This window comes from Rhodococcus sp. BP-316 (assembly GCF_019836105.1).
In the GTDB taxonomy this organism is placed as follows: Bacteria; Actinomycetota; Actinomycetes; order Mycobacteriales; family Mycobacteriaceae; genus Rhodococcoides.
The window spans coordinates 194,276-209,539 of the sequence record NZ_JABUEE010000010.1; the positions used below are offsets into that span (position 1 = coordinate 194,276).

Consider the following 15,264-nt stretch of genomic DNA (forward strand, 5'->3'; position numbering starts at 1 on the left):
GTCAGGAGTCGAAGCGCCGGGGCGGCACCGAACTCGTCGGCAGGTGGATCAGCTCCGACGATCCGATGTCCGCCGGCGCGACGTTCTGCGCGGCGATGATCGCAGCGGCGTGCTCGCTGTCCGTGGTGCCGTGCGCCCGCGCCAGGCGGGACAGCCTGGTGCGTGCCGCCGACGTGGTGTCGTCGAAGAACTCGGCCAGCACACCGGTGGCCCCCGAGATGGTGGCGGCACCGCTGAGCACCGCCTGCACAGCGGCCGACGCGTCGACGCGCCGCAGCTCCGATGCTCCTGTGGTGAGCGCCAGCGCCGTCAGGTCGGCGAGCATCTGTCCCAGCTCGTCGGGACGTTGCCGTCCCCACGGCTCGGCGGTGTAGACGGCCAGGGCGCCGAGTCCGACGCCCAGCGCGACGACCGGATACGCCCGCACGGCGCCGACGCCGCTCTCCTCGGCGAGTGCGCGGTACTGCTCCCACCGGCTGCTTCCCGCCGCCGAGGCATCGCCGATCATGGCCACGGCCGTTTCCCGGGCACTGGTGCGGACGGGGCCGGACGTGAAGAGCCGCTCGTCGGCGGCCGCACTGCCGACACTGGCGGTGGCCACGGCGTGCAATGCGTCGCCGTCCACCAGGGAGATGACGGCGATGTGTGCGTCGAACCCGGTGAGTGCGGTGCCCGCGATGCGCTCGAGGAGGGCGGGCAGGTCGAAGCGAGTGACCAGCGTGGCGGTGATGTCGGCGAGGGCGAGCCGAGTGGGCGTCGTGTTCACCGGGGACCTCCGTTGTCTCGTTCGTCTCTCATGCTGATCCGACGGGCCACGACGTCGGCAGCGACCTCGGTGACGCTGCGCCCCCGTGCGAAGGCGTGCGCGCGCAGACGGTCCATCGCCACATCGGTGGTCACGGCCAGTTGCACCGCGATCATGCCCGCCGCCACGTAGACGTCGGCGCGGCTGTACGGGCCGGCGCCCTCGATGGCGGCGACGTCCTCCGATGCCAGCGCATCCTCCGGGGTGGCCGCCGCGTCGTCGGTGTCGTCCGGGTTCACGTAGTGCCCGAGCACCGTACGCGCGATCGCGACGGCGCACATCCGGGCCGCGTCGTGCTCGACGTCGGTCAGGTCAACAGGAGTCGAGCGGTAGAGCTCCAGGACGCCGAACGACGACGCGCCACCCAGCAGCGGGTAGGCGTACATCCCGCGAGCGCCCAGCGTGGCCGCGCCCTGTCCGAAGATGGGCCAGCGGGCCGCGGAATCGGGCGAGCGGATGTCGCCCACCCGCACAGGCTCTGCGGAGCGATGCGCGTCGATGCACGGGCCTTCGCCTACGGTGAACTGCAGTTCGTCGAGCTGCTGCGAGAGGGCGTCGGTGGCGAAGACGAGTTCGCGCACGTCGTGCGAGGTGCCGAGAAGCGCGACCGCGGCACCGTCGACACCCGTCAGACGCACCGACGTCTCGGTGACGTGGCGGATTCCGGTGAACGACGACGCGCTGTCACGCGAGGAACCACGACGATCGTCGTCGCGGTCGGGGTCGTCGGGCATGGAATCCACGAGCGAACCTCCTCCAGACGCCCGGTGCGCCTCGACGCCCAGTGTCCCACGCGAGGTGTCCCGGACGCGGAATGCGCCTCCTATTTTCCGATGCCGCTGCGCAGCAGCTTCCACGGGACCGCGGCGGACTCGAGCTGCACCGCGAGGCTCATCTTCGAGGTGCCGTCGACGCGCTCCTCGAAGCGGATGGGCACCTCGGCGATGCGGAGTCCGTGCTTGATGACGCGGTAGTTCATCTCCACTTGGAAGGCGTAGCCGTTACTTCCGACAGATGCGACGTCGATGGTGCGGAGCGTCGATGCGTGCCAGGCTTTGAAGCCGGCCGTCGCGTCCTTCACCTTCAGGCGCAGGATCGCGTTGACGTAGAGATTGGCCCACTTGGAGAGCGCCTTGCGGTGCCACGGCCAGTCCTCGGCGACGGCGCCGCCGGGGACGTAACGGGATCCGAGCACGACGGCCGCGTCCGTGGTGGTCAGCTTCTCGACCATGCGCGGGATGGCCTCACACGGGTGGGACAGATCGGCGTCCATCTGCACGACGATGTCCGCCCCCTCCTCCAGCGCGCGGAGGATGCCGGCGACGTAGGCGCGGCCCAGCCCGTCCTTGGTGGTGCGATGCAGAACACTCACCGGGATGGCGGCGGAGGTGGTGAGCCCGTCCGCGACGTCGCCCGTCCCGTCCGGCGATCCGTCGTCGACCACGAGGACGCCGAGGTTCTTCATCTGCAGGTCGGTGAGCATTCCGACCAGCTTGGGAAGGTTCTCGCGCTCGTTGTACGTGGGTACGACGACGGTGATGCGGGGGTCAGCGGAGGCTTCGGACACTGTGGAATGGTGATCGATCGGCCGGTAGATCGCAAGAACCGGACATCCGCGTCGTCACCATGTGGCGTCGACCGGGGAACCGAGGGACCTGTCCCCATACGTCCGACCCCGTCCGCCCTCCCGTTTCGCGCTGTAGAGAAGGTGGTCGGCGCGGTCGAGGCAGTCGCGGATGTCCTCGTCGACACCCAGCACTGCCCAACCGGCGGAGAACGTCTGCTCCGCCGGCATGACAGCGATCAGCCGGGTCAGAATTGCCGAGACAGTCTCCGGGCTGCCGCTGGGGATCGCCATCGCGAACTCCTCGCCGCCCCAGCGAGCCAGCACGACGTCGGGACCGAGCATGTGTGTCGCGGCATCGGCGAAACCGACGAGCAGGGCGTCCCCGGCCGCGTGACCGTGAGTGTCGTTGTACGACTTGAACAGATCGAAGTCGAGCATCGCGAGAACCAACGGTGCGTCGCCGGCCAACGACTGCACCCGCTCACGCCACCCTCTGCGGTTCAACAGGCCGGTGAGGCCGTCCGTCATCACAGCCTGCGCGAGACCGTCCTCCTTGGTGCGACGGTCGGTGACGTCGTGGATCACCGCCATCGTCCAGACGGTCCCGCGAGCGTTGACGATGCTGGTGGCCGAGACCCATCCCCACCGGATCTCTCCGTCGGGACGCACGTAGCGCTTCTCGACGCGGAGAACCTCGCCGCGCCGATCGGCATCGGCCGCGAGCTGTTCCATGTTGCGGTGCTGGGCGATGTCGTCGGGATGGGTGAATCCTCGTGACGACTGTCCGGCGATGTCGTCCCACGAGCGACCGACGAGACGGCAGTAGGCATCGTTGGCCAGCACGAGCAATCCGTGCTCGTCCGCCAGCGCCATGGGAACGGTGCTGGCGTCGAACATTGCCTGGTACGTGCCCTCGTCCACCTGGCGAGAACTCATCTCACGAGCGTACGCAGGTCACGGCCGTCGTCAGGTCCGCATCGCACGAGCGGCCGCCAGAGCGGTCGAGGCGACGAATCCCCAGATCGCGAGTGGTGGGCCACCGGCGAACATGAGTGTCAGCGTGGTGCAGAGAAGAAGGACGGACAGAGCCGCCCAGATGCGTGCGTCGACACGCGACGTCCTCACTTGCGGCCCTTGCCCTTGCCCTTGTGTCCGCGTGACACCTCGTCCGGATCCGCGACCGCGGTGCCTGAGATGACCCGGTCCTCGCATGACGTCTCCCCGCCGGCGATCTCACCGATCAGACCACCGATTCCGGCACCCACCGCCACTCCGATGGGGCCTCCCCCAGCACCCAGCATGCCGCCGACGCTGGCGCCGCTCAGAGCGGTCCCCACCATCGCGGACGAGCACTCGTCGACCGCGGTCTCGAACGATTCGACGAAGTCTTGAACCGGATCGCTCACCTCGGAAGCCGCAGCCGGCCCCGCGCCGGAGAGGGCGCACAGGCCGACCGCTGCGGTCATAACTACTGTCCGTGCAAGCTTCATCTGATCCCCCGATTCGTGGCGACGCCGTGCCGCCTCGCTATCGAGAGAAACAGCTCCGAAACTGGTAGTCCATGACGTCGGCGCACGAACACAGATCGGCTACATGGACGCATGGCTCGCTGTTCAGATCTGAACCAAGAGTTCATTAAGTGGCCGACGCGAGCGCGACCATCGATACCGCGACACCGTTAGTGCGCACAGCCCGAAGTATCACCTCAATCATTCAGGCAGACCACAAATCCTGCGCGGCACCGGTATTCACTGCGATATTCGACACATATCCTGACACTTTCCCCAGCAAGACGAGCCGTGAAGCCTGTTGTAGGCTCTGATTAATCGGGAGGCGCACACACTGCGCACACGCCGCTGACACTCGCTGCGTGCAAATACCGAACAAGTATTGTGGGGAATGCATGACCAATCCATCGGTGCATATCATCGGCACTCGTGGCTATCCGAGTTATTACGGGGGCTTCGAGACGTTGGTACGTCGCCTTGCCCCATACCTTGCGGATCAAGGCTGGGACGTTACCGTCTACGGCCGAGGCCGCACTGCCGACACTGGCAAGGCGGACGGCGACTCTCGCATCCGCTCCATCGACACGGTCGGCGTCGAGTCCAAATCCTTGAGCACTCTCTCCTACGGCCTGACGTCGACCGCGCACTGTGCCTTCGCCAAACCCGACGTGGCACTCGTTATGAACGTGGCCAACGGCTTCTGGCTCCCCCTGCTTCGCGCTCGCGGCATCCCCACACTGGTGAACGTGGACGGCATCGAGTGGGAGCGCGCCAAGTGGGGCAGCGCGGCCAAGAAGCTGTTCCGAGCAGGTGCGACCGCGACAGCACGGCACGCTGACAACCTCGTCTTCGACTCGAAGGCGCTCGGCACCAGGTGGACCGACGAGTTCAACCGCACCGGTGAGTTCATCCCGTACGGGGGTTCGTTCGGGAAGGACCGGCCCGTCGTCGACGGACTCGAGCGCAGAGGCTACATCCTGATGGTGGCACGCTTCGTGCCCGAGAACACCGTCGGAGAGTTCCTCGAAGCAGCAGAAAAGCTGAGCGAGCGCTGGGATGTCGTGGTTGTGGGCTCATCCGGGTACGGCGGCGAACTCGAAGACCGACTTACCGCACTCACGGAGCGCAACGCGCGGGTCAGGTGGTTCGGTCATGTCAGCGATGACGAGGTGCTCTTCTCACTGTGGGAGAACTGTGGCGTCTATTTCCACGGGCATAGCGTTGGGGGCACGAACCCGGCACTAGTCCAGGCCATGGCGTTAGGCGCACCAACGGTGGCCAGAGAGACGGTTTTTAACCGCGAAGTCTTGGAGCATTCCGGACTGTTCGTAGAACCCTCACCTCTCGAGATCATAGCGTCGCTCGACCGCTTGATGTCCGAACCCGATCTCGCCGCTCACCTGAGCACTGAAGCTATTGACCGCGCACGACGACACTACACTTGGAATTCTATTTGCGCTGAGTATAACCGGGCATTACGCGCATTATCTAAATAGCTTTCCCGATTCAATCACCGGTCACTCGCGCATTCCGTGCCATTAGAAAGATCCCGTATTGCGCGCGCGGGCACGCCACCGACCAAGGTGTTTGCACGAATCGACTGAGTTACTACCGAGCCGGCTGCCACGACGCATCCAGCTCCTATCACCACGCCAGGCAGAATTGTGACGCCGGCGCCGATCCACGTGCCGTCGCCAACAACAATTGGCATTCGAACGTGACCTGCAGCCCGATGGGAAGGAGGCCCCAACTCGTGGCTGCTAGTGATAAACAAGCACCGCATGCCAACATCCACAAAATTGCCGATGGATATCTGCTCAGAAGTATTGAACATCGTCCCGTAATTCACGAAAGAGTTGTCGCCAATCGAAAGCCGTGTGCTGCCGATCCAGACATGTGGCGCGACGCGTGAACGACCGACGCTGAGACCATACGCATTGAGAAACGCCCTTCTCAAACGCACAGGCACAAACGGGGATGCGATTATTTGGTTCAAAACAATGTCGCGATATAACCCAGGCCAAAGACGCGAAAACGTACGGATCATCGCTTAATTATCCTCACTGCCCTCATGACATCTTCTTTCCGCAAAAACAGATCCCTCATCCTGACCTTGGCAAGGTACAGGACGATCACTAGCAACACCAGATAGCCCGAGGACGACGCCAAGGACGCGCCCACCGCACCTTTCCACGGCGCGATAAGCAGCAATGCCGATGTGCTTGCGACTACCGCCGAGATCTGGGCCGCGGTCAACGCCCGCCCAGAGCCACGGGACACCAAGACCATCGAAACCACATACGAAGTGCACATCAGTACCGACCCCGCCTGGCTGATCCAGATGGACGGAAGCGCCGGAACAAAGTCCCGACCGAAAATAAAAGGAACCAGGACAATGCATAACAGGCTTAACAAGCCAGCGACGAAGAACGACAAGTATAAAATTACCCTTATTGACTCAGACACCAGAGAATCCTGATCATTTTCCTCCTCTGAGTAACGAGAGAAATAGTGCGCACCCACTGCATGAGCAAAGCTCATCGGGAGCGAGCTAAAGGTAACCGCTAAGGAGTAGAGACCTGCTTGATACAGTCCAAGCAGCGGTAGAACGAGAAGCTGGTCCAACCTATTGGAAGCAGCTTCAGCAACGGCACCTCCAACGAAAGAACCGCTACCACGTAAGAAATCGCGCCTGGATGATCTGTGGCCTCGTACAGAGACAGGTACGCACCAACTGGCGAAAGCAAACGTTGCGACGGACCCCGCAATGTAACAAACCAAGACAATACCAACATTAAGCCGGCCGAAAGACCAGAAAAAAATAATTGACACGACGTATATCAAAGGCTGCATCAGTTGAATTGCGGCTACACACCGGAACTTCCTGTGTGCGATTAACACGCTTTGATCATTCATCCAACTCACAGTTAGAGGTGAGCTCGCGATCCCTACGACTGCCACCGCTTGAACGAATACATCCAATGAATTGAATAGGGTCACACCCAAGGCGTAACCAATTCCGACCGCAGGAATAAACAGTGTTAACGTGATATCCCGGGCTGCCCGGACATATCCGTCGCTGGATTCGCGCAAAGATAAACGACGAAGATTCAAAGGCATTCCGAATGCCAGTACAATTGGAACCAGCGCAAAAGCCGCTAGCGCTGCAGAGACCGCACCGCGTCCCTCGGGCCCGACCGACCTCGCTACGATTGGCGCAGTCAACAACGTGAGGAACGTGGCAAGAAGACGACTGACCGCCAGCAACCCCGCTGAATTGGGTAACCTCACGATTCACGATCCGTCATGCACTCAGGCCAGATCTGATTCACCGGCGTCGCAGCGACCGTCTGGCGGTGCCGACGACTGCACGGAAAAGTTGATTCGTAGTTGCCGAAGTGCTGGCCTTCATCAACTCAAAACCCGTATACCTTGGAACCCGTTTCCCCGCCAAGACGCGGCCTAATAGACGCGCTGATAGTGTGACGCGCCGCTCCACCTGCAACGGTTGTATCTTGGCGACGTCATCTAAGTCGATAGCGCTTAATTCCAACACCCCACTCTCTTGAGCACGCTGCAGCAATTCCAAGCCGCGCGGCGTCCGAGCTAAAACGACGGAGTTGCCTTCCGCATCGTCAAACTTAGGAAATCCCTGATCGTCAGCCTCCCAGAAATCACCAACTGACACATCCGCGTGCGCACCAGTACCGTCAACGCAGATCTTGCAGCGCCATTGAATGTCTCGTCCGAGATGTACACCCCAGGAATCGTTATACGACATTCTCGACTCTGTTCCGTTAGCGCTAGTCATTTTGAAGTCGCCGGGCCACCCGTTACCCCTATAACGCACATCAACGACATCAGCACGTTCGAACCCAAGGTGCGCCACTAGCTTCTCGGTACCGATCTGGCTAGGAGTGCCAGCACAAAAGAAAGACAGGTAGACCGGACGATCAGCGTCCGCGCGTGAGGGTAGCTCGGCGTACTGATGTGCGGCGGCGATCTCGCACGGCTTTCCGACGATAACCGAGCTTGACGAAGTTGAAGCCAACTCGGCCGCCACAGCGACCGGGGCATAACGTGAACCGGATGTCTCGAGCACTTGACGCGGATCCGTCAGAAACAGGGCTTCGGTGGTTAGCGGATCTGCAACACGGCCTCTGGCAACGAGGGCGTCGCTGACTTCGGACGATTCCAGCAAGAAGGAGCTAAGAGCGGTGAGGACACCGCCGCTGGAACCGGCGTGACGCACAGTCCCATCTACCGCGTGGCCTTGGTAGGCCTGCACGTAGGGACCAAAGGTCGGATGAATCCTGCGGTTGTCCGCCGCGGGCATCCGCACGATGCGACCGGGGCACACAGACTTGAATTCTCGCGCTGCATACGCGTCGTCCACAGCGTGACGCTCGACCGTGTGCGTATCACCATCCACAACCGGTCGAAGAAAACCGTCGGCCGCGAGTCGCATAGAGATGCGCTTAGACAAGGCAGCGCAAGCACCGCATCCAGAACAATTACCTTCATCGACGACCCGGGAGACAACCCGTTCCAGTTTATCCATGACGCAAAGTCCGTCCGTTCAGTCGGCCAAATTCATTGAAAGGGAAGATGGTATCCGAGCGTGTAATTTATAGCGGGGTTGCGCTCGCCGATTTTGCGCGCAGGAACACCACCCACGATGGTGAAGGGCTCAACGTTTCGAGTGACCACAGCGCCAGCCGCTACCACCGCGCCTTCACCGATAGCCACACCCGGAAGGATGGTAGATCGGGATGCGATGTAGACCCTATCCCCAATTTCAACAGGTCCTCCGTCAACACCGAAGTCTTTCGCCTGGACGTCGTGTTCCAGGGTGAAGATTTGCACATGCCCGCCGATGTTGACGTTGTTCCCTATGATGAGGCCACTACGACCGTCGAGAAAACAGTCATTCCCAATTATTGAGTTTGACCCAATGGCCACGCCCTCGGGTGCGAAAAAGGCAGCACGCCAATGAAGCGAAGTGTTGCGTCCTATTGATATTCCGAAGACGTACCTGTACATCCAAATTCGAAAACGGTGCATTGGCGTTCGGCCAACTAAAAATAACACAAACAGCCGAAATCCATGCAAGGTATCTTTCAAAGATCTCAGAAGGGTCATGAAGCTAACCCGTTCAGTGACCGCGTCGCCGACAAAAGGGCGCTTCGAGCATTGGATGCTACCTCCACCGCCGGCGCCCCTTCTTGGCGCAATTGCAACACGCTCGCCAAAGTTTGTTCGACCAGGTCTGCACCCGGCGACCGCAGATCGAAGGTGTATGGCCAGTCAAGCGCGTCGAACAGAGGCTCGAATTTGCGCGAATAGGCCCAAGACACTGCTGGCACACCCTGTGAAATCGAGTTCAGCGAGGCGTGCATCCTAGACGCCAGAACCACACTCGCCCCCGCAATTAAGCTACGTGCATGTTCTAAGCTCTTTGGCGTTTCCACCGCGAGGTCAAGATTTGATAACTGCTCGCGGACATGTTGGGCGGCTGGCGCATCGTTGTCGCTATCAGGGGAGTCAAGGACGTGGTTCAGCAATGTAACGTCGACACCAGCAGAATTCGCTTCTTCAATGAATTCGAAAACGTATTGTCGATAGACCGAATACTCAATATGCTTATTTTCTTCCCATAAAAGACCAGACACGTTGAACAAGAGGTCGAAACGCTTCGCTGCGGGCTGCTTCGGCAGCAGGAATGCAACATCTGACGCAAGTACTGCGGTGCCGTCGTAGATTCTACTCGACGCACCCATACTTATTGGGTCACGGGCGATCAGAACCGAACAACCCTTGAGGGATTGTCGCGCAAGAGCACGGCCGATCCGTGTTTCGAAGGGGCCAACCGTCTGCGGTCCCATGACGAACGGAAGGCCAGCACGCCGAATCACTATCCGCAGCGCCGACATCTCAAGAAGTCTGCGGAAACCATAAATGTCCGAGAAGCTATCGCCTGCGCCCGTGTCGATTACAAAATCAAAGGTTTTAAGCCATTGAGTGATACTGCTTTTGCTCGTACGTAACGCCAACAGAATTGATCGCAGACCCAGCGATTCCTCTATTCCTTGAATCATTCCGTAGCTCTGGAACTCAACTTCACAGTCAGGGAACGCTGATTTCGCGAGGCATGCGCTCCCCTCCGCTAGAGCCTGCACGCCCAGATTGGTACTAACTCGATCGGACCACAAAACTAAAACCCGAATCATCGTGCACTCCTAGTTCTTGGAGTAGGGGCTTGGGTAAGCATTGCGACGCACTGGTTTGTTTTTTGCGACAGGCACCTCACTTGCGGACACCTTCACTATCTCGCCTGACCCGCTGGCATGGAGGCTCGAAACACCCATACCCAAGAATAGCCAGTAGTAATTCTGATATTGGGTAATGGGCGCAACTGTTACCAAAAAGGGAATTTGCGCAATTATGAATGTTGAGAATGAATCCCAGTTTTTTAGCTTTTTGCTGAGCACGACCGAAAGAGGAATCGCTGCATACAACGCCATCGCGATGGCGCCACTGTAAAGTCCCACGAACAAAAAACCGTTGTCGATGGAGTAAAAGTTGTCCCAGGTGTAAGTGACTCCCAGACTCGAAGGTAGCCCTCCTGGGGCTAGACCCACTAGATCCACGATTGAAAAGAGCGATAGAAGCCCCTCTCTATAGTCGGTGCTGTCTGTGAGTTCGACTGAGTTCTCAGCGCCGTTGACCACCGCAACGAATCTACTAGCAACAACGTATGCAATAAAGCCGCACAGAACAATCGCGATGGACTTTCCGGTGCTGGCTGCCTTACTACGAAGGATTGTGAGGATGACTGTAATTACGGTAGCGGCAATTGCACTTCGGCTAAAGGTGGTCAGCACGCCCAAAATAGTGAGTGCTGACAGCATATAGGAGTACCGTGCTCGATTTTTCAGACCGAAAGCCAACAAGATTACAAGCACTGCGCCTAGCGAAATACTGTGACCAAATGCTAATTCTGATCGAATTGAACCACCTCGTTCTTGCAAGACTGACCATTGGCTTCCTGAGGCGTTGACTGAGAAGGGGAAGAAAGAGGCCACGTTAAATTGCAGTAGAAATTGCAGGCAGGCGAGCAGTCCCAAGACGCCGCCGACTCGGTTGCAGATCGCCGGCAGATCTGATTTACAGAACAGAATACGGCCGGCCGCGTAGCAAAGTCCCCACTCAAGGAGCGCTTGCGTGGCAATGTGAAGTGGCGTTTGAAAGAACATTGTGCCGACTGCTGTGCTGAGCACCAGCGCAATTACGGCTCCGTCAACCCATACGAACTTAGTCTTATTCCGGCCCGCCGCAGCTATGCATGCGACGGAGATTAGTGCCGCTGCCGGCAGCCGGTAGCCAACGGCGTAGAATGGGATCCACGGTGGGAAGGCTGCCACCCCGACGAGCCAAAAGACTAAGAGCCCGTTTGGCGATTTTCGTAGGGACTGCATTAATAGATACAACAAAGCCGAGCCAATTACCACTATGTTGATGTCGGTACCTACGAACGCCAGACCTACAACGAAAGCAAAAAAGGCAGTGTATCCGAGGAACCGGTAGCCGCGTTCAGCCATCATCACCCCTCCAATCTGAGACAAGCAGCTCAGCTAGGTTCCCCCAATCAACGCATGCCTCAGCGCGATATTTAGCCGCACGCCCCGGCAGCGTATCGTTTTCGTGCTCCACGACGGCACGCATGGCCATCGACCAGGTGTTGTTGTCATCTACGAGGCCGGGCCAGTCACGACCGTACAGCGTCTCTAGATGTTCGTGCCGCGGACCAACAACTGGTACGGAGTTCTCAAGTGCTCGCACCGCGATCCCACTCTGGTAGAAGTGCGCATATGGAATGACTATGCAGCTTGAGCTCGTGATGAGACGCGTAAAGTCCTCCTCTGGGACAAACTCGTCTCGAACCGTCCAACCCCTAACTATTGGCCAACCCCGGCCGTGAATTTCGAGAACCTCATTGTTGCAGGTGCCGTCCTGGGCCAGGGCTTCAAGTACGCTCAAGTCCCGCGCAGTTTTGTACTGACCTAGCACTCGCACGGGTTGTCGATCGGTGCCACTCCTCAGAGCGACAACGGGGACGGCAATTGGGTGCCGCGCAATTATGCTCTTCATCCCCGTCGCGCGCTCCAAGGCATTCGCCGCCAGCTCTGTATGGCTTACAAAACGTACATTCAAGAATTTACTCGCGAGGCGTAATGCCGCAATACCCGGTCGGCCCATCCCGATTTGTGGTCTCAGGGGCGTCGGATCGTGCACAATTATTGCTACCGGCCTGCGCGCGGACAGTCGAACCCAGGTAAGGATGTCGAAATAGCCAAAAAGTGGCCACAAAACGATAGTCGCCGAAACCTGCTCGTTGGGCTGAGCTGACCAGCGGCCAATGATGATCCGCATCGCGCGTCGCGCCTTGTCAAATTTGCTTGTTCGCTGGTCGGCTTCCTCGTGTACCACCTCGTGACAAATGCCCGCCTGCTCCAATACTGACCGAAACTCGTCTTCATAGTGACGCAGCGTGACCGGCAAGGGATTGTATAAGCGGATCACGACAACTCCCGCAGCATTGACTGACCGCCGCCGGTCGAGCGCTTGAGTCCGTCGGCGATTCCATCAAATCTGTTTCTGGCGCGCGCGCTATCACGCCTCGGTAGATCCCTCGCGGCAATCAACGCGATCGACTTTAGAACCGTTAGAAGAACTAAGACGGGTCGTTTGCGATCCAGCCAAAACCTAATTTGTCCACGCACTTTATAATATATTGGCGCAGTGCCGGTCTCTTGCGCGGCATGTGCTGACTGTACACAGCGAATTCCGGCGTGCTTTCGCATGCGGTCGGCAAAATCGACGTCTTCCCAGTACAAGAAGTACGCATCGTCAAAACCACCTATTGCTGCCATTGAATTATTATCGGCCAAGATGCACGCACCGTCCAACCAAAGAAGTTCTCCGTCTGACGCGTTGGTACGATGGCGCACGTTGCCGCGTCCGTCAATGGTGCCGCCAGCAGACCAAACACTCCCATCATTTAATCGAGTGAGCACTGGGCCAACTGCTCCCACTTGCTCCGAGGTGATGCACGTTAGTAACTGCCGCAAGCAGTCCGTTTCAAGAACGACTTCGTGGGTTATGAATAGAGTGAAAAGAAGATCCGGATGCCATTTGCGCAATGCCGCGAATCCTGCGTTCATTCCGCTTGAGTAGCCAAGATTGTTCTCCATCGTCAACAACTTTATGTCAACGTCAACACTGGGATCGTCACTTAAGTCTTGGGAGACGGTCGATAGAACGCCATCGTTCGAGCAATTGTCTACTAGGACGAGGCACGTGATCGACTGCTCTTGAGCAAGTAGGTGCCGGATTGTCTCTCTCACTTGTGCACCGAGCTTGTAGTAGAGCAGAACCGCTCCTGTACCTGTTCCGCGCACGTGTGTCGTCACCGACTGCCCTTACCGTTCGACTGTTCCGAGATAGCGTGCCCCGCCCGCGGCAGCATCCGGCGCGGAGCACGTATGGGTTGTTCTGACCAAGGTTCTTGCTGGTTACGAAAGCCGAACGCAGATCCTCGCGCTGCGACCGCACCTGACGCTAGCTTCCAGCCGCATTCATAAGTGCACGGTACAAGGTGTTGTTAGCTTATGCGACTTGGCAATCAACGAGCGGCGTCGATTTGCGGTCCGCATCAGCTGGATGCCCAATCCTTGAAGGCGGGTGCCGCGGCGTCCTTGTCGGAGAGTTGGTAGGTCAGGGGTGTGCCGTCGCGGCCGTGGGTGGGCCAGTCGATGGCGAGGTCGGGGTCGAGCGGGTGGATGTCGCGGTCCGCTCCGGGGGTGTACTCGAGGCTGCACAGGTACATCACCGTGGAGTGGTCCTCGAGGGAGAGGATCGCGTGCCCGAGCCCGACGGGCAGGTACACCGCGCGGCGGTCGACGTCGTCGATGAGCACCGAGTCCCAGGTGCCGTACGTCGGGGAGTCCTTGCGGAGGTCGACCACGACGTCGAGGAACGCGCCGCGGGTGCAGGTGACGTACTTGGCCTGCCCGGGTGGGTCGACGGTGACGTGGATCCCGCGAAGCACGCCTGCGGCGGAGACGGAGCAGTTGGCCTGCAGCAGTTCCAGGGGGTGGCCGACGGCGGCGGTGAAGGCGGAGTCCTTGTGCCATTCGAAGAACACCCCGCGGTCGTCGCCGAACTGGCGGGGAGTGAATTCGAACGCCCCGGGAATCGACAGCTCACGAAAACTCATACAACCCCACCTTCTTGTCGATGAGTTCGAGGAGGTACGTGCCGTACCCCGACTTGACCAGCGGAGTCGCGCGCTGGGTCAGTTCGTCGTCAGTGATCCATCCTCGACGCCACGCAACCTCCTCGGGTGCCCCTACCTTGAGTCCCTGGCGCTGCTCGATCGTGCGTACGAAGTTCGACGCGTCCAACAAGGAGTCGAAGGTACCCGTGTCCAACCACGCGGTTCCACGCGGCAGCACCTCGACTTGAAGGGTGCCGGCTTCCAAGTAGTGCCGATTGACGTCCGTGATCTCGTACTCGCCCCGCGCCGAAGGCTTCAGATCGCGGGCGATGGCGACGACGTCGTTGTCGTAGAAGTAAAGCCCCGGCACCGCGTAGTTCGACCGCGGCTTGGTGGGCTTCTCCTCCAGCGAGATCGCTCGCCCTGACCTGTCGAACTCAATGACGCCGTAGGCCGACGGGTCGGACACTTCATACGCAAAGACTGCACCGCCACCGAGGTTCTCGAATCTCGCCAATTGCGAACCCAAGCCGGGACCATAGAAGATGTTGTCGCCCAGTACGAGCGCGACTTGTTCCGAACCGACATGCTCCGCGCCTAGTACGAACGCCTGAGCCAAGCCGTTGGGTTGGTGTTGAACCGTATAAGTGATGGAAACACCGAATTGGGAGCCGTCACCAAGCAAACGGTGGAACTGATCTGCATCGTGCGACGTCGTGATGATGAGGATGTCTCGGATGCCCGCCAGCATCAATGTGGTCAGGGGGTAATAGATCATGGGCTTGTCGTAGACAGGCACCAGCTGCTTGCTCACCCCGACGGTGATCGGATGTAACCGCGAGCCGGTTCCACCGGCCAGAATGATTCCCCGCATGAGAACGAAGTGTCTCAGAAGCCAGCAAATCGCGCGTCTTGAGCGATGCCGGTCACACATCCCACTCAGGTCGAAACTCGAAAGCGAGGAACGTAGTCTCGCCGCATGAGAATGCTCGTGACCGGCGGCGCCGGGTTCATCGGCGCGAACTTCGTGCACCTGACCGCCCGCACCCGCCCCGACATCGAGATCACCGTCCTCGACGCCCTCACCTACGCCGGCAACAAAGCC

18 protein-coding genes are annotated in these 15,264 nt (G+C 59.6%); 2 read left to right on the top strand and 16 right to left on the bottom strand.

Features of this window, described 5'->3' with window-relative positions; genetic code table 11:
* Position 1 precedes the first annotated feature (1 nt).
* The 6 genes from HQ312_RS19385 to HQ312_RS19410 form a co-directional block, all read right to left on the bottom strand.
* Positions 2-766, bottom strand: coding sequence for a GAF domain-containing protein (locus tag HQ312_RS19385; RefSeq protein ID WP_222640730.1), 765 nt, complete (start codon positions 764-766; stop codon positions 2-4).
* Positions 763-1,539, bottom strand: a complete 777-nt coding sequence (locus HQ312_RS19390; RefSeq protein ID WP_261782497.1) for a GAF and ANTAR domain-containing protein — start codon at positions 1,537-1,539, stop codon at positions 763-765. Before HQ312_RS19390 ends, HQ312_RS19385 begins: the two co-directional genes overlap by 4 nt.
* A gap of 89 nt (positions 1,540-1,628) precedes the next feature.
* A complete protein-coding gene (locus tag HQ312_RS19395; RefSeq protein WP_222640734.1) occupies positions 1,629-2,372 on the bottom strand; it encodes a polyprenol monophosphomannose synthase in 744 nt (247 codons plus the stop codon).
* Positions 2,373-2,426: 54 nt separating this feature from the next.
* Entirely contained in the window at positions 2,427-3,308 is an 882-nt protein-coding gene (locus tag HQ312_RS19400; protein ID WP_222640736.1) for a sensor domain-containing diguanylate cyclase, read from the bottom strand.
* A 30-nt stretch (positions 3,309-3,338) separates the two neighbouring features.
* Entirely contained in the window at positions 3,339-3,497 is a 159-nt protein-coding gene (locus tag HQ312_RS19405; RefSeq protein ID WP_222640738.1) for a hypothetical protein, read from the bottom strand.
* Positions 3,494-3,838 (bottom strand): hypothetical protein, encoded by a 345-nt coding sequence (locus tag HQ312_RS19410; protein WP_222640739.1) that lies wholly within the window; start codon positions 3,836-3,838, stop codon positions 3,494-3,496. The genes HQ312_RS19405 and HQ312_RS19410 overlap by 4 nt, the downstream gene beginning before the upstream one ends.
* Positions 3,839-4,275: 437 nt before the next feature.
* Between HQ312_RS19410 and HQ312_RS19415 the strand changes: the two genes are divergently transcribed.
* Complete coding sequence (locus HQ312_RS19415) at positions 4,276-5,376, top strand: glycosyltransferase (RefSeq protein WP_222640741.1); 1,101 nt, start codon at positions 4,276-4,278, stop codon at positions 5,374-5,376.
* Positions 5,377-5,390: 14 nt separating this feature from the next.
* Here the strand turns inward: HQ312_RS19415 and HQ312_RS22345 are convergent, their stop codons facing one another.
* From HQ312_RS22345 to rfbA, 10 genes are all read right to left on the bottom strand, one after another.
* A complete protein-coding gene (locus HQ312_RS22345; protein ID WP_222640743.1) occupies positions 5,391-5,927 on the bottom strand; it encodes an acyltransferase in 537 nt (178 codons plus the stop codon).
* Positions 5,924-7,171 (bottom strand): lipopolysaccharide biosynthesis protein, encoded by a 1,248-nt coding sequence (locus HQ312_RS19425; RefSeq protein ID WP_222640750.1) that lies wholly within the window; start codon positions 7,169-7,171, stop codon positions 5,924-5,926. Before HQ312_RS19425 ends, HQ312_RS22345 begins: the two co-directional genes overlap by 4 nt.
* Positions 7,172-7,208: 37 nt before the next feature.
* Complete coding sequence (locus HQ312_RS19430; protein WP_222640760.1) at positions 7,209-8,441, bottom strand: Coenzyme F420 hydrogenase/dehydrogenase, beta subunit C-terminal domain; 1,233 nt, start codon at positions 8,439-8,441, stop codon at positions 7,209-7,211.
* Between the two features lie 32 nt (positions 8,442-8,473).
* A complete protein-coding gene (locus tag HQ312_RS19435) occupies positions 8,474-9,022 on the bottom strand; it encodes a DapH/DapD/GlmU-related protein (RefSeq protein WP_222640763.1) in 549 nt (182 codons plus the stop codon).
* A complete protein-coding gene (locus HQ312_RS19440; RefSeq protein WP_222640770.1) occupies positions 9,019-10,059 on the bottom strand; it encodes a polysaccharide pyruvyl transferase family protein in 1,041 nt (346 codons plus the stop codon). Before HQ312_RS19440 ends, HQ312_RS19435 begins: the two co-directional genes overlap by 4 nt.
* 60 nt (positions 10,060-10,119) lie before the next feature.
* Positions 10,120-11,487 (bottom strand): hypothetical protein, encoded by a 1,368-nt coding sequence (locus HQ312_RS19445; protein ID WP_222640772.1) that lies wholly within the window; start codon positions 11,485-11,487, stop codon positions 10,120-10,122.
* Positions 11,474-12,463: a hypothetical protein gene (locus HQ312_RS19450; RefSeq protein ID WP_222640774.1), complete on the bottom strand. Its 990-nt coding sequence runs from the start codon at positions 12,461-12,463 to the stop codon at positions 11,474-11,476. The genes HQ312_RS19445 and HQ312_RS19450 overlap by 14 nt, the downstream gene beginning before the upstream one ends.
* Positions 12,460-13,353: a glycosyltransferase gene (locus tag HQ312_RS19455; protein ID WP_222640776.1), complete on the bottom strand. Its 894-nt coding sequence runs from the start codon at positions 13,351-13,353 to the stop codon at positions 12,460-12,462. The genes HQ312_RS19450 and HQ312_RS19455 overlap by 4 nt, the downstream gene beginning before the upstream one ends.
* Positions 13,354-13,595: 242 nt before the next feature.
* The gene (locus HQ312_RS19460) at positions 13,596-14,159 is read right to left on the bottom strand and encodes a dTDP-4-dehydrorhamnose 3,5-epimerase family protein (protein ID WP_222640778.1); all 564 of its coding nucleotides are present in this window, start codon (positions 14,157-14,159) and stop codon (positions 13,596-13,598) included.
* On the bottom strand, positions 14,146-15,033 hold the full coding sequence (gene rfbA / locus HQ312_RS19465) for a glucose-1-phosphate thymidylyltransferase RfbA (protein ID WP_222640788.1): 888 nt from the start codon (positions 15,031-15,033) through the stop codon (positions 14,146-14,148). The genes HQ312_RS19460 and rfbA overlap by 14 nt, the downstream gene beginning before the upstream one ends.
* A gap of 105 nt (positions 15,034-15,138) precedes the next feature.
* Here rfbA and HQ312_RS19470 point away from each other — a divergent pair.
* A partial coding sequence (locus HQ312_RS19470) for an NAD-dependent epimerase/dehydratase family protein (protein ID WP_222640846.1) occupies positions 15,139-15,264 on the top strand: 126 nt, incomplete at its 3' end.